We start from the raw sequence: 21,923 nt of genomic DNA on the forward strand, positions 1-21,923 counted from the left end.
GCGACGAGGAGACGCCGCGGAGACCCGGTGCGCACCGACGGGGCCCCGGGGCCTCGTGGAGGGGCTCGCCCGGGAGTTACTCCCCCTGGACGGCCGACCGGCCCCGGCCGTCCAGGGGGACTCCGCGGGTGGCCGGTCAGGTGCTGTCCCGGCCGTGGTGACGCGAACTCCTCGCCGCGCTCCGGGGCGCCCGGGCGTCCCCGGTTCCGCGCCTTCCCGGCGGCACGGAATCGAACCGACAGGCGACAACCGGCGTATCCGATGGCAAGATCAATCCAACTCACTGACACAGTGAGGTCGTTGACCGGCCGATACCTGGAGACGTCGTGTCCGCTCGTTCCACACTGCCTGTGATAGCCACGGCCGCCCTCACCGCCGTCGCCGTGCTCACGGGTTGTACCAGCACCAAGCCCTCCGCATCGGGCGGGACGGAGCTGGAGCTGGTGAAGCCCGGCAAGCTCACCACCTGCACCCATCTGCCGTACGAACCCTTCCAGGTCCGCAAGGGCAACGCCGTCGTCGGCTTCGACGTGGACCTGGTGGACCTGGTCGCCAAGAAGCTCGACGTCACCCAGGAGATCGTGGACACGCCCTTCGAGGGCATCCAGAGCGGCGAGGACCTCAACGCCCGCAAGTGCGATCTGGCCGCAGCGGGCATGACGATCACGCCGGTGCGCGCGAAGAACCTGGACTTCTCCGTCGGCTACTTCGACGCCACCCAGGCGCTGATCGCCAAGAAGGGTTCCTCCTTCACCACGCTGGCGAGCCTCAAGGGAAAGAAGCTCGGAGTCCAGCAGGGCACCACGGGGGAGACCTATGCGCAGAAGAACGCCCAGGGCGTGACGACCGTGCAGTTCGAGGACCTGGCTCTGCTGCTCACCGCCGTGAAGACCGGACAGGTCGACGCAGCGGTGAACGACAACGGCGTGCTCTTCGAATACGTACGGAAGAACCCCGACACCCAGGTCACCGCCGAGTTCGACACGGGGGAGGAGTACGGCATCGGGGTGCGCACCGGGAACGACGCCCTGCGCAAGGAGATCGACGCGGTGATCGCCGGGGCCAAGTCCGACGGCAGTTATGACCGGATCTACAAGAAGTGGTTCCCCGCCGCTCCCGAGAAGTGAGGAAACCGCTACCGATGTCCCTCTCCCGCAGGCAGCGGACCCGTGCCGTCCGGGGCGTCCAGTACGCCGTCCTCGCCGCCGTCCTGCTCGTGCTCGCCCTGGCCGCCGACTGGGGTGAGATCCGACGGGCCTTCTTCGACACCGAAGTCGCCAAGGCGCAGTTCCCCGACATCATCACCACCGCCCTGCTCAACACCGTGGTCTACACCCTCCTGGGATTCGGGTTCGGGCTGGCCGCGGGGCTCCTGCTCGCACTGATGAGGCTGTCGCGCGTCCTGCCGTACCGCTGGCTGGCCATCGCGTACATCGAGTTCTTCCGCGGCGTTCCGGCACTGCTGGTCTTCATCGCCCTCGGGTTCGGTGTACCGCTCGCCTTCCAGGTGGCGCTCAACCAGTACGTGACGGTGATGCTGGCGCTCGGCCTCGTCGGCGCGGCCTACATGGCGGAGACGATACGGGCGGGGATCCAGGCGGTCCCGAAGGGGCAGATGGAGGCGGCGCGTTCGCTGGGGATGTCACAGTCCCGGGCGATGGTGTCCATCATCATCCCGCAGGCTCTGCGTATCGTCCTGCCGCCGCTCACCAACGAACTGATCCTGCTGACCAAGGACTCGTCCCTGGTGTACCTGCTCGGCCTGTCGCTCTCCCAGTACGAGTTGGCCAAGTTCGGCCGGGACGCCCTGAACCAGAACCGCAGCCTGACACCGATCCTCATCGCCGGTCTCTGCTACCTGATCATCACTCTGCCGCTCGGCCACCTGGTCCGGCGGCTCGAAGCGCGCACGGCGAAGGCGAGGTGACCGCGGTGACGGCGGTTTCGACGGGGGACGGCTCGGCGGCGGAGGGCGGACCGGCGATCGACGTGCGGGGCCTGCGCAAGTCGTTCGGCGCGCTGGAGGTGCTCGCGGGCATCGACTTCTCGGTCGCCCGGGGCGAGGTGGTGTGCGTCATCGGCCCCTCCGGTTCGGGCAAGTCCACGCTGCTGCGGTGCGTGAACCTGCTGGAGGAGCCCACGTCGGGAACGGTCACGGTGGCCGGCGCCGAGGTCACCGACCCGGAGGTGGACATCGACAGGGTACGCAGGCGTATCGGCATGGTCTTCCAGTCGTTCAACCTGTTCCCGCACCTCACGGCGCTGGAGAACCTGACACTTCCCCAGCGGCGCGTGCTCGGGCGCGACAAGGCGGAGGCGGCGCGGGTGGCTCGCGAACGGCTGGCCCGGGTGGGCCTGACCGACAAGGAATCCGCCTACCCCGCGCAGCTGTCCGGCGGTCAGCAGCAGCGGGTGGCCATCGCGCGGGCCCTGGCCATGGACCCGGAACTGATGCTCTTCGACGAGCCCACCTCCGCGCTCGACCCGGAACTGGTCGGAGACGTCCTGGCCGTCATGCGCTCACTGGCCGACGAGGGGATGACGATGCTCGTCGTCACCCATGAGATGAGCTTCGCCAAGGAGGTCGCGGACCGCGTCGTCTTCATGGACGGCGGGGCCATCGTGGAGGAGGGGACCCCGGAGCGGGTGATCGGTGCTCCCCGCCATGCCCGCACCCGGTCCTTCCTCGCCCGCCTGCTGACCCCGGCCACCGCGGAGCTGACGGAGGCGGCCGCCGCCCCGCACGGGGCGGGGGAGCGGCCGGGTCCGGCGTAGCCGTACGGACGGGGGGACGGGCGGCGCGCAGCGGAAGGCTTGCCGCCTCGTACCCGATCCGTGCGCGATGCCGCCGTAGGCACTCCGCCGCCCGTGCAGCCGGCACGGCGTGGCCGGTCGTCCGCTCCCCTCGACGGCGGAGGGCGCGGGGGTGGTCCCGCCGGCCCTGGGTGGGCCGCCCGGCTGTCTACGGGGGTGGGTACGGCGCGTACAGCGCTTGCAGGATGACGTCCCGGCGCCGGCTCACCCGGTGGCGGGACGTCGTCGGTCGTGCGCGGCCGGCTCCGGGAGGCGCTCCCCTGGAGCCGCCCGGCCACCGTCAGCACCGGCCCCGACGCCGTACCCGCGCTCCTCCGCTGTCGCTGATCGCCCAGGCCCGCGTCTCCCGAGCCCTCCCACGGGCACCCTGTCCGCGCCCCCGGGACCGTCCGCGCCCCGGGACCGTCCGCGCCTGTGCGCCGACCGACGCCACCCGACGGGGCCGGTCGCGCCGTCGGCGCTCTCGGCTCGCGTGCAAGAGGGGCACGGAGCGCGGCGACCGGGTGTTCCCACAGGTCGCAAACCGGCCGAAACGGTAACCCTCCGTTACTTTGCCCTCTGCGGCAGCCGGGCCCTCCACGTGAGTCGCGTCACTCAGAGTGAATCACTCGGCATACTTCCGGCCGGAGCGGAAAGGCACCCAGACCGCTGGTGCCGCTTCCCGGGCCACCGGCACGCAGGTGCTCGGCCGGACCGGTGCGGAGCAATCAGGCACGGAAGGCAGCTCACCCCATGTCGGCTTCGCCCATGTCGGACCGTCCCGCGGCCGCCCTGGAGACCCTCCACATCGACGGCACCTGGCGGGGCGCCGCGTCAGGCGCCACCCGCGAGATCCTCGACCCCGCGGACGCCACCGTCCTCGCCCTCGTCTCCGAGGGCGGTGTCGAGGACACCGACGCGGCCGTGGCCGCCGCCCGCCGCGCCTTCGACGACGGCCCCTGGCCGCACCGGTCCGTCGCCGAACGCGCGGGCCTGCTGCGCCGGGTCGCGGACCTGCTCCAGCGGGACCGCGAGGAGATCGCGATCACCGAGAGCCGCGACACCGGCAAGACCCTGGAGGAGGGCCGCGTCGACGTCGACGACGTGACCAGCGCCTTCCGCTACTTCGCCGACCTCGTGATGAACGAGAGCGGCGGCCGGGTCGTCGATGCCGGCGACCCCGACGTGCACAGCATCGTCGTCCACGAGCCGGTGGGCGTCTGCGCCCTCATCGCCCCGTGGAACTACCCGCTGCTCCAGGCGAGCTGGAAGATAGCCCCGGCACTCGCCGCGGGCAACACCTTCGTGCTCAAGCCCAGCGAGGTCACCCCGCTCTCCACCCTGCACCTGCTCCGGCTGCTCACCGAGGCGGGCCTGCCCGACGGCACCGCCAACCTCGTCACCGGCGCGGGGGACCCCGTCGGCGCCCGGCTCTCCGAACACCCCGACGTCGACCTGGTGTCCTTCACGGGCGGCCTCGCCAGCGGCACGAAGGTGGCCAGGGCCGCCGCCCCCACCGTGAAGAAGGTCGCGCTGGAGCTCGGAGGGAAGAACCCCAACGTCGTCTTCGCCGACGCCTGCGCCACCGAGGAGGGCTTCGACACCGCGGTCGACCAGGCGCTGAACGCCGCGTTCTTCCACAGCGGCCAGGTGTGCTCCGCCGGGGCCAGGCTCATCGTCGAGGAGTGCGTCCGCGAACGCTTCGTCACCGAACTGGCCCGGCGCGCCGATGCCATACGCCTCGGCCGCGGCACCGTCGACGGGGTCGAGTGCGGCCCGCTGGTCTCCGCCCAGCAGTTGGCCAAGGTCGAGGCCTACGTCGCCTCCGCCCGCGAGGAGGGCGCGGTCGTCCGCTCGGGCGGAGCCCGCCCCGAGCCCTCGGACATCCGGCCCGCCGGCGGCTACTTCTACCGGCCCACCGTCCTGGACGGCTGCCACCGGGAGATGAGGGTGGTCCGGGAGGAGACCTTCGGCCCGATCCTCACCGTCGAGACCTTCCGCACCGAGGAAGAGGCCGTCACACTCGCCAACGACACCGATTACGGTCTCGCGGGCGCCGTCTGGACCGCGGACGCGGGCCGAGCCCGGCGCGTCGCGGGGCGGCTGCGGCACGGCACCGTCTGGATCAACGACTACCACCCCTACCTCCCGCAGGCGGAGTGGGGCGGCTTCGGCAAGTCCGGCACCGGCCGCGAACTCGGTCCCACCGGGCTCGCCGAGTACCGCGAGGCCAAGCACATCTACCAGAACCTCAACCCGCGCCCCCAGCGCTGGTTCGCCGGCTGACGGAAGCGGCCGGGTCCCGTCCCCTGTCCGCAGCGCCACGCAAGCACCTTGCAGAAGGAGTAGTGACCGATGCCCCCGCCCCTCAGCCCCGCACGCCCCGCTCCCGCCGACTACGTGATCGTGGGCGGAGGCACCGCCGGCTCGGTCATCGCCTCCCGCCTCGCCGAGGACCCCGACGTCACCGTCACCCTCGTCGAGGGCGGCCCCACCGACATCGACCGCGACGACGTGCTCACCCTGCGCCGCTGGCTCGGGCTCCTCGGCGGCGACCTGGACTACGACTACCCGACCACCGAACAGCCGCGCGGCAACAGCCACATCCGGCACAGCCGCGCCCGGGTCCTGGGCGGCTGCTCCTCGCACAACACGCTCATCAGCTTCAAACCGCTGCCCGGCGACTGGGACGAATGGGCCGAGGCGGGCGCCGAGGGCTGGGACGCGGCCACGATGGACCCGTACTTCGCCCGGCTCCGCAACCACATCGTGCCGGTCGACGAGAAGGACCGGAACGCCATCGCGCGCGACTTCGTCGACGCCGCGCAGGCGGCCGCCGGAGTACCGCGCGTGGAGAGCTTCAACCGGAAGCCCTTCCACGAGGGCACCGGCTTCTTCGACCTGGCCTACCACCCCGAGACCAACAAACGCTCCTCCGCCTCCGTCGCCTACTTCCACCCGCACATCGAGGCCGGGGACCGCCCCAACCTGACGATCCTGCTGGAGACATGGGCGTACAGGCTGGAGTTCGAGGGCAACCGGGCCACCGGCGTCCACGTGCGGACCCAGGACGGCGAGGAACTGCTGCTGCGCGCCGCCCGCGAGGTCATCGTCTGCGCCGGCGCCGTGGACACCCCGCGGCTGCTGCTGCACTCCGGTGTCGGTCCGGCCGGAGACCTGGCGGCACTCGGCATCCCCGTCGTCCACGACCTGCCCGGTGTCGGTGAGAACCTCCTCGACCACCCCGAGTCGGTCGTCGTCTGGGAGACCGACGGACCCATCCCCGAGAACTCGGCGATGGACTCCGACGCGGGCCTTTTCGTACGCCGTGACCCCGCGTCCCGGGGCCCCGACCTGATGTTCCACTTCTACCAGATCCCCTTCACCGACAACCCCGAGCGCCTCGGGTACGAGAAGCCCCGGCACGGGGTGTCGATGACCCCGAACATCCCCAAGCCCCGCAGCCGCGGCCGGCTCTACCTCACCAGCGCCGACCCCGAGGCCAAACCCGCCCTGGACTTCCGCTACTTCACGGACGAGGACGACTACGACGGCCGCACCCTGGTCGACGGCATCAAGCTCGCCCGCGAGATAGCCGGGACGGAGCCGCTGGCCCACTGGCTGCGCCGCGAGGTGTGCCCCGGGCCCGAGGTCACCTCGGACGAGGACATCAGCGAGTACGCCCGCAAGGTCGCGCACACCGTCTACCACCCGGCCGGCACCTGCCGGATCGGCGCCCCCGGGGACCCGGAGGCCGTCGTCGACCCGCAGCTGCGCGTCCGGGGCCTGGAGGGCCTGCGGATCGCGGACGCGTCCGTCTTCCCGTCCATGCCCGCCGTGAACCCCATGATCACCGTCCTGATGGTCGGCGAGAAGTGCGCGGAACTGCTCCGGACCACCCCGGCCACCGGGGGCGACGTGCCGCTCGCGGCCACCCCCACCGAGGAGGGCGACGGCCGATGAACGGATCCACCGCCCCCGTCTTCTCCGTACGCGATCTCTGGAAGGTCTTCGGCCCCAAGGCCGACCGCATCCCCGGCGGGGAACACGCCGGCCTGCCCCCGGCCGAGCTGCGCGAGCGCACCGGATGCACCGCCGCCGTGCGCGACGTCTCCTTCGACGTCCGCAAGGGCGAGGTCTTCGTCGTCATGGGCCTCTCCGGCTCCGGCAAGTCCACCCTCGTACGCTGTCTGACCCGGCTCGTCGAACCCACCAGCGGCACCCTGTCCATCGACGGCGAGGACGTCCTGGCCATGGACCGGGCGCGGCTGCGCGAACTGCGCCGCCACCGGGCGGCGATGGTCTTCCAGCACTTCGGACTGCTGCCGCACCGCACCGTCCTGGACAACGTCGCCTACGGCCTGGAGATCCAGGGCCTCGGCAGGACCGAACGGCGCGCCAGAGCGGCCGAACTGGTCGGCAAGGTAGGCCTCTCGGGACTGGAGGGCCGCCGTCCCTCCCAGCTGTCCGGCGGCCAGCAGCAGCGCGTCGGCCTGGCCCGGGCGCTCGCCGTGGACCCGTCCGTCCTCCTCTTCGACGAGCCGTTCAGCGCGCTCGACCCGCTGATCCGCCGCGAGATGCAGGACGAGGTCGTCCGGCTGCACCGTGAGGAGGGCAGGACCATGGTCTTCATCACCCACGACCTGGGCGAGGCCCTGCGCCTGGGCACCCGCATCGCCCTCATGCGCGACGGCGGGATCGTCCAGCTCGGCACACCCGAGGAGATCGTCGGTTCACCCGCTGACGACTACGTGCGCGAGTTCGTCCGGGACGTCCCCCGTGAACAGGTCCTGAGCGTCGCCACCGCCATGCGCCCCCCGGCCGCGGACGAGAGCGGGCAGGGCCCCGCACTGCGGCCCGAGGCCACCGTCTCCGAGGCCATCGAGGCCCTCGCACGATCCGGGGAACCCACCGCGCGGGTGACGAGGGACGGGAGGCTGCTCGGGATCGTCGACCACGCGTGCCTCCTCGACGTGGTCGCCGGCACCGGACCCCGCGGGGTGACCGTCTGATGGCCACCGCCCACACCCCCGCCCGGACCGCCGCCGGCCCCCCGGGTGGCGGGCGGCTCGCCACCCTGCGCGGCCGGCCCGTCCTCGGCAAGATGCTCCTGCTGCTGGTGATCGCCGCCGTCGCCGTGCCCGTCGTCCAGGCACGCTGGGGCGGCGGAGCATGGCCCGGCGCCCTCACCGCCGACCTCGCCGAACCCCTCGGCGAGGTCAACGACTGGATCATCGCCAACCGTGACAGCCACCCGCTGTTCCTGTACTTCTTCGGCCACATCAGCAACGCCGTCGTCCTGTCGGTACGCGGTGTCTACCTGGCGTTGCTGGCGCTCGGCTGGGCCGGGGTCACCGCCGTCGCCGCGCTCGTCGCCTGGCGGACGGCCGGAGCGCGCCTCGCCCTGACGGCCGGCGCCTCCTTCCTCGTGTGCGGACTGCTCGGCATGTGGGTGCCGACCATGCAGACCCTCGCCCTGATGACCGTGGCCGTCCTCGTCTCCGTGGTCCTCGGCATGCTCCTGGGGATCGCGGCCGGGCTGTCCGACCGTACCTTCCGCCTTCTGCGGCCCGTACTCGACACCATGCAGGTGCTGCCCGCCTTCGCCTACCTGCTGCCCGTCGTCCTCGTCTTCGGTATCGGCGTCCCCGGCGCGGTCCTCGCCACCGTCGTCTACGCGGCCCCGCCGATGGCCCGGCTGACCGCGCTCGGTCTGCGCGGCGCCGACCCCGGCGTCATGGAGGCCGTGGCCTCCCTCGGCGCGACCGGCAGGCAGCGCCTGCTGACCGCCCGGCTGCCGCTGGCGCGCAAGGAACTGCTGCTCGGCCTCAACCAGACCATCATGATGGCGCTGTCCATGGCAGTCATCGCCTCGGTCATCGGGGCCGGGGGTCTCGGTGACCGCGTCTACCAGGCGCTGTCCTCGGTCGACGTGGGCGCCGCCCTCGCGGCGGGTGTCCCGATCGTGCTGCTGGCCGTCGTCCTGGACCGTACGACCGAGGCGGCCGGCCGGAAGATCGGCACGGAAACCACCGGGCCGGCGGCCCTGCGTGGCGTACGCGGCTGGGGACTCGCCGCGCTGATCGCCGCTGCCGTCGCCGTCGTCGGACGGTTCGCCGGCGGCCGCGTCTGGCCGGAGGACGGGATCGTGGCCATCGCGGGCCCCGTCAACACCGCCAAGGACTGGATGGTCGACCACCTCTACACCGGTGTCCCCGTCGTCGGCGGAACCGCCGACTGGGCAGCACACTTCACCGACTGGATCCTCAATCCGCTGCGCAGCGGACTGCAGGGCCTGCCCTGGTGGTCCGTCCTGCTCGTCGTGGCCGCCCTCGCCTGGTCCATCGGCACCTGGCGCACCGCGCTCACCGCCGTCCTGGCCATGGCCGCCATCGGGGTCCTCGGCGTCTGGGACCGGTCGATGGACACGCTGAGCCAGGTCATCGCCGCCGTGGCCGTCACCCTGGTCCTCGGCTTCGCCCTCGCGATCGGCGCCGCCCGCAGCACACGCCTCGAACGGCTGCTGCGCCCGGTCCTGGACGTCTTCCAGACCCTGCCGCAGTTCGTCTACCTCATCCCCGTCGTCGCCCTCTTCGGCGTCGGCCGCGCCCCCGCCGCAGCCGCGGCGGTCGTCTACGCGCTGCCCGCCGTCGTCCGCATCACCACCCAGGGGCTGCGGGGCGTGGACCCCGCCGCGATGGAGTGCGCCCGCTCGCTGGGCGCCACCGGCGGGCAGCAACTGCGCCAGGTGCAACTCCCGCTGGCCAGGCCCGCGCTGCTCCTCGCCGTCAACCAGGGGGTCGTCCTGGTCCTCGCGGTCGTCATCATCGGCGGCCTCGTCGGCTCGGGTGCTCTGGGGTACGACGTCGTGTTCGGCCTCGCCCAGGGCGACCTCGCCACCGGCCTCGTTGCGGGAGCGGCCATCGTCTGCCTCGGCCTGATGCTGGACCGGGTCACCCAGCCCACCGCCCGCCGTACGCCGAAGGAGAGCTGACATGACGCGCACCCGTAGGCGCGCCCGCCCGCGCACGTCCGCGATCGCGGCCTCGGCCGCCGCCCTGCTGACCGTCACCGGCTGCGGCGCCGCCGACATGACCGAACAGGCGTCCCCGTTCGCGGCCCCCGCCGGCATCCGGACCGTCACGCTCTCCGTGCAGTCCTGGGTCGGCGCCCAGGCCAACGTGGCCGTCGCCCGGAAGATCCTCGAGGACGAACTCGGCTACCGCGTCGATCTCGTGCAGACCGACGAGGTCCCCGCCTGGGACGCCCTCAGCCAGGGCCGGGTGGACGCCATCCTGGAGGACTGGGGCCACCCCGACCAGGAGAAGCTGTACGTCCACGACAAGAGGACCATCGTCCCGGGCGGTGACCTCGGAGTCACCGGCCACATCGGCTGGTACGTCCCCGCCTACTGGGCGGACGAACACCCCGACGTCACGGACTGGAAGAACCTGAACAAGTACGCCGGTGAACTGCGCACCGCGGAGAGCGGCGACAAGGGCCAGCTGATGGACGGTTCGCCCTCCTACGTCACCAACGACAAGGCCCTCGTGAAGAACCTCGGCCTGGACTACAAGGTCGTCTTCGCCGGCTCGGAGGCCGCGCAGATCACCCAGATGCAGCAGTTCGCCAAGGAGAAGAAGCCTTTCCTCAGCTACTGGTACCAGCCGCAGTGGCTGTTCAACGAGGTGCCCATGGTCGAGGTGAAGCTCCCGGCCTACTCCGACGCGTGTGCGGCCAAGGCCCCCGAGGACATCGACTGCGCCTACCCGAAGACCCCGCTCCAGAAGTACCTCAACGCCGGCTTCGCGGAGCGGGGCGGCGAGGCGGCGGCCTTCCTCAAGAAGTTCCACTGGTCGGAGAAGGACCAGAACGAGGTATCGGAACTGATCGCCTCCGACCGGCTCAGCCCCGACGAGGCCGCCGCACGCTGGATCGGGAAACGTCCCGGCACCTGGAAGAAGTGGCTGGACTGACGAGGTGCTCGTCGTCCCATCGCACCTCGCCCGCCACGGCGGAACCCGGTCCGCCCCCCTTCTACCGGCGCCCTGCCAGCCGGGACCCCTCGGGCGTGCGGCGGTAGAGCACCGACCGGCCCGACCGGGCGCGGGTGACGAGACCGGCCCGGTGCAGTATGCCGAGGTGGTAGGAGACCGTGGACTCTTTCAGGAAGTGACGTGACGCCAGCTCTGTGGTGGAGGCGGGCTGCGCCAGAGCGGCCAGCAGTCCGGCACGGGTGGGGCCGAGCAGCCGGGCCATCTCGGCCGTGGCTGTCGCCGAGCCGATCGCGCCGGCCGTGACCTCGTTGCGCACGGGATAGATGAGTATCGGGGGCCGTCCCCCGTCGCGCGTCGGATCCACGGCAACGGCCGGTCCCCGTGCGACGAGTGACGGCATGACGATCACCAACGGCACGGGCAGGGCGATCCGGAACCGGCTCTCGACCCGCAGGGTGCCATCGGCCCAGCGGACGCCGGTGTCCAGCGAGTTGAAGAGCCTGGCAGCTCCGTGCCGGGCGAGTACCCCGGCGCATCGGTCGACCTCCGCGTCCAGGGTGGTCCTGGCGGCATGCCAGTGCGGGGCGAAGGCCAGATCCCAGTAGCGCCGCATCTCGTCCGCCGCCTGCCGGGCCACATGCGCACCGCCCCGCCCCATGGCACGCCGCACACCTGCCGGCAGCTCGCAGCCGGCGAGGCCGTTCGGCGGTCGACCTTCGCGCAGGGCCTCCAACTCGCCCAGGACGCGTCGGGGTGGCGTGCACCGGACCTGCTCCAGTTGCTCCTCCACCGTGGGCGAGGGTCCTGCGGGATGCGGGCTGAGGAAGTCGGGCACGTATCCGCCCTCGTCCCGCGTCAGCTCCGACAGCAGTGGCAGTCGTGCCCGCCGCAGTACCTGCCGGGTGCGGGCGACCCAGGGATCTGTGTCAGGACCCGGTTCGGCCCCCCAGGGCAGCAGCGTCGCGACGACCTCGTGGAGCGGCGAGACGGCGAAGCGGGACCGGGCGAGCCCGGCGACGTCCACGGTGAGCTCGATCATGCCCCTTCCACCCCCCGCTGCCCGGTCACGCTGCTCCGGCAGCCGTCCCTTCGAACCTCATCGAATCTTGGCACAAACGGTCGCGGTGGAAGGCCTGATCACCGCAGTCTGGTGGCCCGCAGCGCGGTGGCCCCGACGCTGCGGGGGAGTTGCGGTGCGAGGGGCCGCGGGACAGCCCTTGCAGTCGGTCCGCGGTGATCACCAACGGACCACGGCACGAGAGAAACGAGAGGGATCGTGCGGAAAGCAATCGCCGTCGCCCTGACGGCCGCGACGCTGATGGCCGGGACCGCCGTCGCCCCTGCGGCCTTCGCCGGCACCACCACCGTCCAGGCGTACACCTGTCACTACACCGAATCGTCGAGCGGTAACTGGTATGCCGGCTATTACAGCGGCAGCACAGTCATTCCGAGCTCCACCGGAGTCTCGAGTGCGGGCATCGAGGCCCAGTGTCTCCTCAAGAAGTCAGGATGGTTCGACCCGGGCACGGTCGACGGCGTCTTCGGGCCGAACTCCCGGACCGCCGCGAAGGAGTTCCAGGCGTACATCAACGACTGGGCCAACCGCCCCATGCTGGTGGTCGACGGCATCGTCGGCCCCGAGACGTGGTACTACCTGCGTTGTTGCGCACCTGGAATGTGAGGCGCGGCACCACACGCCCCCGACCGGAAGCCGCCCTGTGCCCGAGGGGCGGGCTGATCGACGGGACGGCAGGGGCGACGCGTGCCGGGAAAGTCTTCCGCCGGTGCACGCGTCTTCCGGGGGAACTGCCTCGGTGCCCTTTTCCACCACGCCACGAGAACGCGTCATCCACCGTCGGCGGGCGACTCCCGACGGGGATCACCACCGGAGCACAGAACGAGAGGAACGAGCAACTTTGCGCACGAACATCGTGACGGCCTTGACGGCCGCGGCACTGATCGCCGGGACCGTCGCCGCCCCTGCGGCCTTCGCCGGCACCACCACCGCCCAGGCGTACACCTGTCACTACTCGGAGCAGGGGGTGTACACGTATGCCGGTTACTACGGCGGCAACACGGTGATTCCCAGCTCCACAGGGGTGTCCAGTGCGGGGATCGAGGCTCAGTGCCTGCTCAGGGCGGCGGGTTTCGACCCCGGCACGATCGACGGAGTGTTCGGGGCCAACTCCAAGGCCGCGGCCAAGGCATTCCAGTCCCACGTGAACGACAGGTCCGGTTACCACGTACTCGACGTCGACGGGATCGTCGGCAGCGACACATGGCCGGAGCTGCGGTACTACGTAGGCGCCCACTGGTAGGCCCGGCCCGTCCGCTTCCCGTACCACCGCTCGGAACGACCCACGCGTTCAACCGGGAATCGGCGTCGCGCCCCCGCCTGCGACGGCGCCACCGGTGGCTTCGCCCGCCGGCGGTCACCACCGGACCACGACACGAGAGAAGAGTGAGACGACCTTGCGCAGAAACATCGCCATGGCTCTGATGGCCGCGACGCTGATCGTCGGGACCGTCGCCGCCCCTGCGGCCTTCGCCGGCACCACCACTGCCCAGGCGTACACCTGCCATTATTCGGTCTCGGCAGACAAGGCGTACGCCGGCTACTACAGCGGCAACACGGTGATTCCCAGCTCCACCGGGGTGTCCAGTGCGGGCATCGAGGCTCAGTGCCTGCTCAAGAGGGCCGGATTCGACCCCGGCACGATCGACGGTGTCTTCGGGACCAACTCCAAGGCCGCCGCCAAGAAGTTCCAGACCATGATGAACAACGCGTTCGGCTACAACATCGCGATCGACGGGATCGTCGGCAGCGACACATGGCCAGCGCTGCGGTGGTACGCCGTGTAGAACGCCTGAGCAGTCGTCACCGTTCGCGGTCGAGGATCGATCTCGAGCGGTCGGTCCCGCCGCCCTCGGCGCCGGGCCTGGCGGCCGCCCATGGCGTCGGCCGGAGCGCTGGTGATGGGGCGTTCCGGCGGCCGAAAGGGGGGGCCCGCGTTGCCCGGGGGATCAGAGCGGCATGGACGCGGTGCGTCGCACGGGGGGAGGGACGTCCACCTGCGGGAGGTGGTGGACGTCCCGACAACGCGGCGAGTCGGCGCCGCCGTCCGTCCACCGGGCAACGCGGGACACCCCCACGACGACGACCGGACAGCGTCATGCAGCACCTCATCGGAGAGACGGGACGAGATGCGCAGAAACATCGCGACGGCCTTGACGGCCGCCGTACTGATCACCGCCACCCTCACCGCACCGGCCGCCTTCGCCGGCACCGCTACCGCACAGGCGTACACCTGCAGGTTCTCGGCCTCGGAGCCCTACGCGTATGCCGGCCACTACGGGGGCACGACGGTCGTTCCCAGCTCCACCGTGGTGACGTCCGCGGGTGTCGAGGCCCAGTGTCTGCTCACGTGGGCCGGATTCGACCCCGGCACGATCGACGGTGTCTTCGGGACCAACTCCAAGGCCGCCGCCAAGAAGTTCCAGACCATGATGAACAACGCGTACGGCTACTCGCTCGCAACCGACGGGATCGTGGGCAGCGAGACATGGCCCGCGCTGCGGACCTATGTGTGCTACCGGTCGTGACCATGCGCGGGGCCCGAACGCTGCGCGGCGCTCCGGCGACGACGAGCCCCCGGCAGGGGAGCGCGTCACCGCACCCCGCGGGGACGGTACTGGATGCTGATCCGGGGCCCTCGCGCACTCGCCGTCTTGGGGACGGCGTGCTGCCAGGTGCGCTGGCAGGAACCGCCCATGACGATGAGGTCCCCGTGCCCCAGGGGCCGCCGTACCGTCTCCCCCCTGCCGTGCAGCGGGCGCAGGAGGAGGTCGCGCGGCGCTCCCACGGACAGGATGGCGACCATCGTGTCCTCGTGGGCCCCGCGTCCCACGAGGTCGCCGTGCCAGGCGACACTGTCGCGTCCGTCGCGGTAGTAGCAGAGGCCGGCGGTGCTGAAGGGCTCGCCCAGCTCGTCGGCGTAGTGTGCCGAGAGGGCGTCGCGGGCCTCGGTCAGCACCGGTGCGGGCAGCGTGTCGCCGTCGCGGTAGAAGGCCAGGAGCCGTGGCACGTCCACCGTCCGGTCGTACATGTGCCGGCGCTCGGCCCGCCAGGGGACCCCGGCGGCCAGTTCGGCCATCAGACCGTCACTCCCGCTCAGCCATCCCGGCAGCAGGTCGATCCAGGCGCCGTCACCGAGCACGGTTCTCCGCACGCCGGAGAGCGGTGAGAGGTGCGGGCCGTCGTCCTGGTCGAAGAGTGAGCCCTGGAGGTGCATGGACATGGGACCAGCCTAACGCGACAATCGAACGTGTGTTCAGAGTGGGGGGTGGCGCAGAGCCGAGGGGCCCACGCCCGGGACCCGCCGCACCACCGGGCGCCCCCGATGAGGCGCCCGGCGTGGTCAGGAGGTCACCGGGGCCTCCTCCGTACCCGGCCGGTCGAACTGGGTGCGGTGCAGCTCTTCGTACCGGCCGCCCAGCGCCAGCAACTCGTCGTGCGTCCCCCGCTCGACGACCCGTCCGTCCTCGACCACCAGGATGAGATCGGCGGCCCGCACCGTCGAGAGCCGGTGGGCGATCACGACGGCCGTGCGGCCCTCCAGCGCCTCCGCGAGGGCCTCCTGGACGGCGGCCTCCGAGGTCGAGTCCAGGTGGGCGGTCGCCTCGTCCAGGATCACCACCCGCTGCCGGGCCAGGAGCAGCCGGGCGATGGTCAGCCGCTGGCGCTCGCCGCCCGAGAGCCGGTAGCCGCGCTCACCGACCACGGTGTCCAGCCCGTCCGGCAGCGAAGCCACCAGGCCCTCCAGGCGCGAGCGGCGGAGGGCGTCCCAGATCTCTTCCTCGGTGGCCTCCGGCCGGGCGAGCAGCAGGTTGGCGCGCACCGACTCGTGGAAGAGGTGCCCGTCCTGGGTGACCATGCCGAGGGTCTCCCGGATCGATTCCGCCGTGAGATCACGTACGTCGACGCCGTTCAGCCGTACGGAGCCGGCGTCGGCGTCGTACAGCCGGGGCAGCAGCTGCGCGATGGTCGACTTGCCCGCCCCGGACGAACCGACGAGCGCCACCATACGGCCCGGATCCGCCCGGAAGGAGACGTCGTGCAGTACCCGGGTGCCGCCCCGGCCGTCGAGCGTGGCGACCTCCTCCAGGGAGGCGAGGGAGACCTTGTCCGCGGACGGGTAACCGAAGGACACGCCGTCGAACTCCACGGAGACCGGCCCGTCCGGCACCCGCCGGGCCTCCGGCTTCTCGGCGATCAGCGGCTCCAGGTCCAGGATCTCGAAGACCCGCTCGAAGCTGACGAGCGCGCTCATCACCTCGACCCGGGCGCCGGCCAGCGCCGTCAGGGGTGCGTAGAGCCGGGTGAGCAGCAGGGCCAGGGCGACGACGGCTCCGGGATCGAGGCTGCCGCGCAGCGCGTAGTAGCCGCCGAGACCGTAGACCAGGGCGAGGGCCAGGGCGGAGACGAGCGTGAGCGCCGTGATGAAGGTCGACTGCAGCATCGCCGTACGGATCCCGATGTCCCGGACCCGGCCGGCGCGGGCGGCGAACTCCGCGGACTCGTCGGCGGGCCGGCCGAAGAGCTTGATGAGGGTGGCTCCCGGGGCCGAGAACCGTTCCGTCATCTGCGTCCCCATCGTGGCGTTGTGACCGGCGGCCTCCCTCTGCAGCGCCGCCATCCTGGAACCCATCCGGCGGGCGGGCACGACGAACACCGGAAGCAGTACCAGGGCGAGCAGCGTGATCTGCCACGAGATGGTGAGCATCACGGCCAGGGTCAGCAGCAGCGTGACGAGGTTGGAGACGACACCGGACAGGGTGTTGCTGAACGCCCGCTGGGCGCCGATCACGTCGTTGTTGAGCCGGCTGACCAGTGCGCCGGTCCTGGTGCGGGTGAAGAAGGCGACCGGCATCCGCTGGACGTGGTCGAAGACAGCGGTCCGCAGATCGAGGATCAGCCCCTCGCCGAGCGTGGCGGACAGCCACCGGGTGAGCAGCCCGAGGCCCGCCTCGCCCACCGCGATCAAGGCGATGAGCAGGGCGAGGCGGACGACCGTTCCGTTCTCCTCGCCGTCCACGATGGCGTCGACGACCTTCCCGGCCAGCACCGGCGTGGCCACCGCGAGCAGCGCGGTGACCACACTGAGCAGCAGGAAGCGGACGATCCGCCGCCGGTGCGGCCGGGCGAACGCCGCGATGCGGCGCAAGGTGGCCCTGGAGAAGGGTCTGCGGTCCTGCTGCGCGTTCATCGCGGTGTGCAGCGATGTCCACGCGGTGACTTCCATGTCCATGCGGGTGCCTCCGGCGTCGGTGTGTACAACGGAACGCTAGGACCTCGACCGGACTTCAGGTCAATCGATCACCCCGGATGTCACCCGGTGTCCCGCTCGGCGCGCACGGACCGCCACCATGACCTCCGGGTCCGGCTGCGGCGTCGGGGACGGAACGGGGGGCACGGTGCCAGGGTTTCCGTCCGCTGCCGGGCCGGTGCGCCTACGCGGACGGCTCGGGCTGCGGACCCGCGTACACCCCGCCGCTCGCCAGGAGTTCGCCGTGCGTCCCCACCTCGGCCATCCGCCCCCCTTCCATGGCCACGATGCGGTCCGCCGCCCGGAGCGTGGAGAGCCGGTGCGCCACCACGAAGACCGTGCGGCCGTGCACCAGGCGGGCCAGGGCCTCCTGGACCAGCGCCTCGGACCGGGTGTCCAGGGCGGATGTCGCCTCGTCGAGGATCAGTACCCGCGGGTCGCGGATCAGCGGAAGCAGCCACACCGGACTGTGCTTGACGACGAACGCGAGTACGGCGACGCCGAGCCGCCTCCGGTCGGGACGCAGGAGGTAGCCGAGGGTACGGATCGGGTGCTCGCCCCGGTAGCGGTGGTCGAGCGTGGAGAGCTGCCGAGGCGGAGAAAGCGGTTGCTGCATGCGATCGGCCAATCCGGGCCGCACGGAGCGTGCAACTCCCTCTCGCATGCTGGTTCCCCGCCGCCGGGCCGGCGGACAGGCACGGCCGTCCGCGGACACTCCGCCGGCCGCCCGCCCCCGGGACGCGGTGTGCCCCGTCCGTCCGGACGGGGCACACCGGCGAGGACCGCAAGGGGCGGTCAGGCCCCCGGTGGAATCCGGGAGGGACGGCCGCCGCCGCGGGTGAGGCCGTAGCCGAACACGGCCGCCAGCGCGGCGAGTACGCCCCCGCCCACGGTCCACAGCCAGCGGGTGGTCCACCAGCCGGAGGCCCAGCCGTCCTCCGGCTCGCTGCTGAGGCGGGCACCGTCCTGGACCGAGGTGACGGACACGCCCGGGACCAGCGGTTCGGCGAGGGTGCCGTCCACGTCGTGGGCGCCGCCCCTGTCGTCCGAGGTGATCCGGGTCTCGGCGTGGACCGGCAGGCCGAGGTCCTCCTCGGCCAGACCGACCACGGTCAGGCGCACGTAGTAGCTCCCCGGCAGGGGGTCGTTCGCCCAGGGTTCGGACCAGGCGCGCACGGTGCGCAGGACGCAGGACAGCTCGACGGTGCCCGAGTCGGGGGCCGCCTTCCTGGTCTGGTGGCCGTACACGCAGGCCTGTCTGCGGCGCAGCCCGTCGTACACGTCGACCTGCCAGGTCGACGCACCGTGGCGGGTGGCGTTCTCCGGCAGGGTGATCTTCGCCCGGACGGTGGCCCGTTGGCCGGCGTCGGCGGGGAAGGCCCAGTACAGGTAGTCGCCCGTGGAGGCGTCAGCCGTGGCGGTCTGCCCCTGCTGGACGGGCGTCGCGGTGCGGAAGGTGGTGCCGGCCTCCGTGGGGCCGGCACCACCTTCGCCGGCCGGGCTCGCCGACGGGTCGTCGGCCGTGGCCGCCCCCGCCGAGGTGAGCAGGGTGACTCCGGCGAGCAGCGCGCCGGCGCAGGCGCGGCGCAGCCGCCGGGTGCGGGACGTACGCATCAGTTGGTCCTCCATACGGCGACGCGCCAGCGCGAGATCCAGCCGAACAGCAGACCGGCGATCAGCCCGGTCAGCACCATGACGCCCAGCAGCCACCAGCCGCGGCCCAGGCCGAACGCGGCGACGTCGGACGCTTCGTCGGGACCGTCGACCAGGTCGATGGTCAGCTCGACGGGCATGCCGGGCGTGGTCTTCACGGAGGCGGGCGCCGCGAAGGAGTTGCCGAGCTGGAGGCAGACGGCCTCGGCGGCGGGCTTCACGCCGTCGGCGTCGTCCAGTTCCGGCTTCGGGTAGCGCAGTCCGGTGGAGATCGCGTCGGTACGTCCGGAGCCGGCCGCCTCGCCGCGGACGATCTCACGGCCGTGCGTGGTCACCGCGCGCAGCAGGACCCCGTAGTCGTTGTTGACGGCACGGTCCGCCGCCACGCTCACCGAGGCGCGCAGCTCCTGGCCGGGCTGCACGTCGACGCGGTACCAGCGGTGCGTGCCGAACTCCTGGCGGTCCGTGTAGAGGCCGGCCTTCAGCCGGGGGGCCGCGGAGCAGCTGTCCGCACCCTCGGCCGCCACGGGGGTGACGACGGGCTCGGCGGCCCGGTCCACCAACTGCTTGACCCTGCCGGAGAGTTCCTCCTTGTGCTGGACGGCCGTGTAGGTGCCGCCGGTCGCCTCGGCGATGCAGGTGAGCTGCTGCCGGATCTTGGCGTCGGGTACCAGGCCCAGGGTGTCGATCACCAGGTGGATGCCGCGTGCGGCGATGTCACGCGCCACCTCGCACGGGTCCAGCGGGCCGCAGGTGTCCTCGCCGTCCGTGATGAGAACGATGCGGCGGGTGGAGTCCCCGCCGTCCAGGTCGTCGGCCGCGCCGAGCAGGGCGGGGCCGATGGGGGTCCAGCCGGTCGGGGCCAGGGTGGCGACCGCCGTCTTGGCCTCCGTACGGTCGAGCGGACCGACCGGGTAGAGCTGCTTGGTGTCCTTGCAGCCGACCTTGCGGTCGTCGCCCGGGTAGTCGGCGCCGAGCGTGCGGATGCCGAGCTGCACCTCTTCCGGCACCGCGTCCAGGACGTCGTTGAACGCCTGCTTGGCGGCCGAGATCCGGGACTGGCCGTCGATGTCGCGGGTGCGCATGGAGCCGCTGACGTCAAGGACCAGTTCGACCTTGGGTGACGCGGCGGCGGAAGGTTCGTCGGCGGCGGCCGGCAGCGCGGTGCCGAGTCCGGCGGCCAGGGTGGCGAGCAGAACGCACACCCCGGCCGTCAGCCGTTTTCTTATGATCATCGACGGATCCTATTGAAGATCCGCGGTCATCCCCAAAACCGTGCCGGCGGCGGTGATTTCGGGGACCTTGCTCACCCGCCGAGCAGCGGCCCGGCCGCCCGGTCCAGCACCGACCCCACGCGCTCCCACGTCTCCGTGTCCCGTTCCACCGCCGGGATGTGGGCGTCCTCGGCCTTCTCGTTCCAGCGGGTGGCCACGGCGACCGGGTCGCCGCCGCCCGCAGCCGACGCGGCGAGCGCGGCGGCGCCGAGCGCCACCAGTTCGCCGCTGCCGGGGACGATCAGGGGCCGGCCGGAGAGCCGGCGCACCGTGTCCACCCAGGTGCGGCCCTGGGCGCCGCCGCCGATCAGCCGCAGCGGCCGGCCCGCCACCTCGGGGTCGGCCGGGTCGAGGCCGCAGGCCAGCAGCAGTTCGTCCAGGGCGCGCAGCACGGTGAAGGCCGCTCCCTCGTAGGCGGCGCCCAGCAGCTGCTGCGGGGTGGTGTCGTGCCGGAGCCCGGTGAGCAGGCCCGAGGAGGTCGGCAGGTCCGGGGTGCGTTCGCCGTCCAGGTAGGGCAGGAGGACGGCCTCGCCGCCGGGCGTCGCGTCGTCGCGGTGCAGGCCCAGCAGGGTGGCCACCCGATCGACGGCCAGCGTGCAGTTGAGCGTGCAGGCCAGCGGGAGGTACGTACCGTCGGCCGCCGCGAAGCCCGAGAGGGCGGCGGAGGCGGGCCGGGTCAGGGACGCGGCGAAGACCGTGCCCGAGGTGCCGAGGCTCAGGACCGGGTGGTCCAGGAGTCCGGCGCCGCCGAGGCCCAGGCCGACGGCCGCGCTCATGTTGTCCCCGGTGCCGGCCGCGACGGCGATCCCGGCGGGCAGACCGAGCGCCTCGGCCGCCTCGGCGGTCAGCGAGCCGATCCGCGTTCCGCCGGTGGCGGCGACCGGGGGCAGCATCGAGGTGCCCAGGCCGAGCAGGCCCAGGAGTTCGGGGTCGTACGCGCCGGTCTTGGTCGAGTACCAGCAGGTGCCCGAGGCGTCACCGGGGTCGGTCGCCGCGGTGCCCGCGAGCCGCTCGGTCAGGAAGTCGTGCGGCAGCCGTACGGAGACGGCCGCGGCGGCGACCTCCGGCTCGTTCTCGCGCAGCCACTGCCACTTCGACGCGGTCATGGAGGCGACCGGCACCGTCCCGGTCCGCGCGGTCCACGCCTCGGGACCGCCCAGGGCGGCGGTCAGTGCCACGGCCTGCGGGGCGGAGCGGGTGTCGTTCCACAGCAGCGACGGACGCAGCGGGCGGCCGGAGCGGTCCAGGACCACGAGGCCGTGCTGCTGGCCGGCGACGGCGATCCCGGTGACGCCGGAGGCGGAGAGGCCGGACTCCTTGAGCCCGGCGGCGACGGCGTCGCACAGCGCCTGCCACCACACCTCGGGATCGCTCTCGCGCGCCCCGCCGGCGCCCGTGACGACGTGCGGAGCGCGGCCGACGGCGAGCAGCTCCCCGGTCTCGGCGTCGGTGACGGCCGCCTTGGTGGACTGGGTGGAGCTGTCCACGCCGATGACGACGGTACGCGGCGGCATGGGCTACCTCTTCTCGTGCTGGTGCATGGGTCATGCGGATGCGGGGACCCGCAGGTGACGGCCCTGCGGGTGCGGGCCGATACGCATGCGGTTTTGGTCGTGCGACAAACAAATTACGGGATGGGCGGTCCGCGGGCCAGAGGCGGCTCCGACTTGCCCGCCCGAGGGTTTACGTCACGGAGTGGGCCCGTGCATAATTAGTCATCGCACTGAACAAATGAGTCCGGCCGCACCGGCCGGTGCCGGACCCGACACACGCGAAGGCGGACAGACGATGACGGACCGTTTCACCCCCACCCCCGCGGACAGGTTCACCTTCGGTCTGTGGACCGTGGGCTGGCGTGGCAACGACCCGTTCGGGGAGCC

18 protein-coding genes and 1 pseudogene are annotated in these 21,923 nt (G+C 72.0%); 12 read left to right on the forward strand and 7 right to left on the reverse strand.

Annotated features, from left to right (window positions below; translation table 11 throughout):
* Positions 1-326: 326 nt before the first annotated feature.
* The 8 genes from BA175_RS03685 to BA175_RS03720 all read left to right on the forward strand — a co-directional run bounded on the left by BA175_RS03685 (position 327) and on the right by BA175_RS03720 (position 10,769).
* Complete coding sequence (locus BA175_RS03685; protein ID WP_069169738.1) at positions 327-1,127, forward strand: ABC transporter substrate-binding protein; 801 nt, start codon at positions 327-329, stop codon at positions 1,125-1,127.
* Positions 1,128-1,141: 14 nt separating this feature from the next.
* Positions 1,142-1,927, forward strand: a complete 786-nt coding sequence (locus tag BA175_RS03690) for an amino acid ABC transporter permease (RefSeq protein WP_069169739.1) — start codon at positions 1,142-1,144, stop codon at positions 1,925-1,927.
* Positions 1,928-1,932: 5 nt separating this feature from the next.
* Complete coding sequence (locus BA175_RS03695) at positions 1,933-2,775, forward strand: amino acid ABC transporter ATP-binding protein (protein ID WP_069170313.1); 843 nt, start codon at positions 1,933-1,935, stop codon at positions 2,773-2,775.
* A gap of 786 nt (positions 2,776-3,561) precedes the next feature.
* The gene (locus BA175_RS03700; protein WP_069169740.1) at positions 3,562-5,079 is read left to right on the forward strand and encodes an aldehyde dehydrogenase family protein; all 1,518 of its coding nucleotides are present in this window, start codon (positions 3,562-3,564) and stop codon (positions 5,077-5,079) included.
* Between the two features lie 69 nt (positions 5,080-5,148).
* Positions 5,149-6,756 (forward strand): GMC family oxidoreductase, encoded by a 1,608-nt coding sequence (locus tag BA175_RS03705; protein ID WP_069169741.1) that lies wholly within the window; start codon positions 5,149-5,151, stop codon positions 6,754-6,756.
* A complete protein-coding gene (locus BA175_RS03710) occupies positions 6,753-7,805 on the forward strand; it encodes a quaternary amine ABC transporter ATP-binding protein (RefSeq protein WP_069169742.1) in 1,053 nt (350 codons plus the stop codon). Before BA175_RS03705 ends, BA175_RS03710 begins: the two co-directional genes overlap by 4 nt.
* Positions 7,805-9,787, forward strand: coding sequence for an ABC transporter permease (locus BA175_RS03715; protein WP_069169743.1), 1,983 nt, complete (start codon positions 7,805-7,807; stop codon positions 9,785-9,787). Before BA175_RS03710 ends, BA175_RS03715 begins: the two co-directional genes overlap by 1 nt.
* Before the next feature lies 1 nt (position 9,788).
* Positions 9,789-10,769, forward strand: a complete 981-nt coding sequence (locus BA175_RS03720; protein ID WP_069169744.1) for an ABC transporter substrate-binding protein — start codon at positions 9,789-9,791, stop codon at positions 10,767-10,769.
* Positions 10,770-10,830: 61 nt separating this feature from the next.
* On the opposite strand, the gene BA175_RS03725 is transcribed toward BA175_RS03720, so the two are convergent.
* Positions 10,831-11,829 carry an ArsR/SmtB family transcription factor gene (locus BA175_RS03725; protein WP_079159356.1) on the reverse strand — a complete coding sequence of 333 codons (999 nt, stop codon included), beginning with the start codon at positions 11,827-11,829 and terminating at the stop codon, positions 10,831-10,833.
* Positions 11,830-12,066: 237 nt separating this feature from the next.
* On the opposite strand from BA175_RS03725, the gene BA175_RS31015 reads away from it, so the two are divergent.
* The 4 genes from BA175_RS31015 to BA175_RS31025 all read left to right on the forward strand — a co-directional run bounded on the left by BA175_RS31015 (position 12,067) and on the right by BA175_RS31025 (position 14,393).
* Entirely contained in the window at positions 12,067-12,471 is a 405-nt protein-coding gene (locus BA175_RS31015) for a peptidoglycan-binding domain-containing protein (RefSeq protein WP_069169745.1), read from the forward strand.
* Positions 12,472-12,706: 235 nt separating this feature from the next.
* The gene (locus BA175_RS31020) at positions 12,707-13,108 is read left to right on the forward strand and encodes a peptidoglycan-binding domain-containing protein (RefSeq protein WP_069169746.1); all 402 of its coding nucleotides are present in this window, start codon (positions 12,707-12,709) and stop codon (positions 13,106-13,108) included.
* 154 nt (positions 13,109-13,262) lie between these two features.
* Positions 13,263-13,652 (forward strand): peptidoglycan-binding domain-containing protein, encoded by a 390-nt coding sequence (locus BA175_RS03740; protein ID WP_139131366.1) that lies wholly within the window; start codon positions 13,263-13,265, stop codon positions 13,650-13,652.
* A 342-nt stretch (positions 13,653-13,994) separates the two neighbouring features.
* The gene (locus tag BA175_RS31025) at positions 13,995-14,393 is read left to right on the forward strand and encodes a peptidoglycan-binding domain-containing protein (RefSeq protein ID WP_069169748.1); all 399 of its coding nucleotides are present in this window, start codon (positions 13,995-13,997) and stop codon (positions 14,391-14,393) included.
* Between the two features lie 65 nt (positions 14,394-14,458).
* On the opposite strand, the gene BA175_RS03750 is transcribed toward BA175_RS31025, so the two are convergent.
* The 6 genes and pseudogenes from BA175_RS03750 to xylB form a co-directional block, all read right to left on the reverse strand.
* Entirely contained in the window at positions 14,459-15,088 is a 630-nt protein-coding gene (locus BA175_RS03750; RefSeq protein ID WP_069169749.1) for an alpha-ketoglutarate-dependent dioxygenase AlkB, read from the reverse strand.
* A gap of 120 nt (positions 15,089-15,208) precedes the next feature.
* Positions 15,209-17,098 carry an ABC transporter ATP-binding protein gene (locus BA175_RS03755; RefSeq protein ID WP_069169750.1) on the reverse strand — a complete coding sequence of 630 codons (1,890 nt, stop codon included), beginning with the start codon at positions 17,096-17,098 and terminating at the stop codon, positions 15,209-15,211.
* A 202-nt stretch (positions 17,099-17,300) separates the two neighbouring features.
* A pseudogene (locus BA175_RS29215) lies at positions 17,301-17,564 on the reverse strand (ABC transporter ATP-binding protein); the annotation flags it as partial.
* A gap of 347 nt (positions 17,565-17,911) precedes the next feature.
* Complete coding sequence (locus tag BA175_RS03765; RefSeq protein WP_069169752.1) at positions 17,912-18,730, reverse strand: hypothetical protein; 819 nt, start codon at positions 18,728-18,730, stop codon at positions 17,912-17,914.
* A complete protein-coding gene (locus BA175_RS03770; protein WP_079159358.1) occupies positions 18,730-20,004 on the reverse strand; it encodes a VWA domain-containing protein in 1,275 nt (424 codons plus the stop codon). The genes BA175_RS03765 and BA175_RS03770 overlap by 1 nt, the downstream gene beginning before the upstream one ends.
* A gap of 71 nt (positions 20,005-20,075) precedes the next feature.
* Positions 20,076-21,557, reverse strand: coding sequence for a xylulokinase (xylB, locus tag BA175_RS03775; protein WP_069169754.1), 1,482 nt, complete (start codon positions 21,555-21,557; stop codon positions 20,076-20,078).
* Positions 21,558-21,923: the final 366 nt, after the last annotated feature.

Origin of the sequence: Streptomyces griseus, assembly GCF_001715295.1 — a bacterium.
Classification (GTDB): domain Bacteria; phylum Actinomycetota; class Actinomycetes; order Streptomycetales; family Streptomycetaceae; genus Streptomyces; species Streptomyces griseus_G.

Bases quoted from the DNA above. Each gene is read 5' to 3' on its own strand.
- BA175_RS03690 (WP_069169739.1), top strand. From the start codon at position 1,142: ATGTCCCTCTCCCGCAGGCAGCGGACCCGTGCCGTCCGGGGCGTCCAG.
- BA175_RS03700 (WP_069169740.1), top strand. From the start codon at position 3,562: ATGTCGGACCGTCCCGCGGCCGCCCTGGAGACCCTCCACATCGACGGC.
- BA175_RS03705 (WP_069169741.1), top strand. From the start codon at position 5,149: ATGCCCCCGCCCCTCAGCCCCGCACGCCCCGCTCCCGCCGACTACGTG.
- BA175_RS03710 (WP_069169742.1), top strand. From the start codon at position 6,753: ATGAACGGATCCACCGCCCCCGTCTTCTCCGTACGCGATCTCTGGAAG.
- BA175_RS03715 (WP_069169743.1), top strand. From the start codon at position 7,805: ATGGCCACCGCCCACACCCCCGCCCGGACCGCCGCCGGCCCCCCGGGT.
- BA175_RS03720 (WP_069169744.1), top strand. From the start codon at position 9,789: ATGACGCGCACCCGTAGGCGCGCCCGCCCGCGCACGTCCGCGATCGCG.
- BA175_RS03725 (WP_079159356.1), bottom strand. From the start codon at position 11,829: ATGATCGAGCTCACCGTGGACGTCGCCGGGCTCGCCCGGTCCCGCTTC.
- BA175_RS31025 (WP_069169748.1), top strand. From the start codon at position 13,995: ATGCGCAGAAACATCGCGACGGCCTTGACGGCCGCCGTACTGATCACC.
- BA175_RS03750 (WP_069169749.1), bottom strand. From the start codon at position 15,088: ATGTCCATGCACCTCCAGGGCTCACTCTTCGACCAGGACGACGGCCCG.
- BA175_RS03755 (WP_069169750.1), bottom strand. From the start codon at position 17,098: ATGGACATGGAAGTCACCGCGTGGACATCGCTGCACACCGCGATGAAC.
- BA175_RS03765 (WP_069169752.1), bottom strand. From the start codon at position 18,730: ATGCGTACGTCCCGCACCCGGCGGCTGCGCCGCGCCTGCGCCGGCGCG.
- BA175_RS03770 (WP_079159358.1), bottom strand. From the start codon at position 20,004: ATGATCATAAGAAAACGGCTGACGGCCGGGGTGTGCGTTCTGCTCGCC.
- xylB (WP_069169754.1), bottom strand. From the start codon at position 21,557: ATGCCGCCGCGTACCGTCGTCATCGGCGTGGACAGCTCCACCCAGTCC.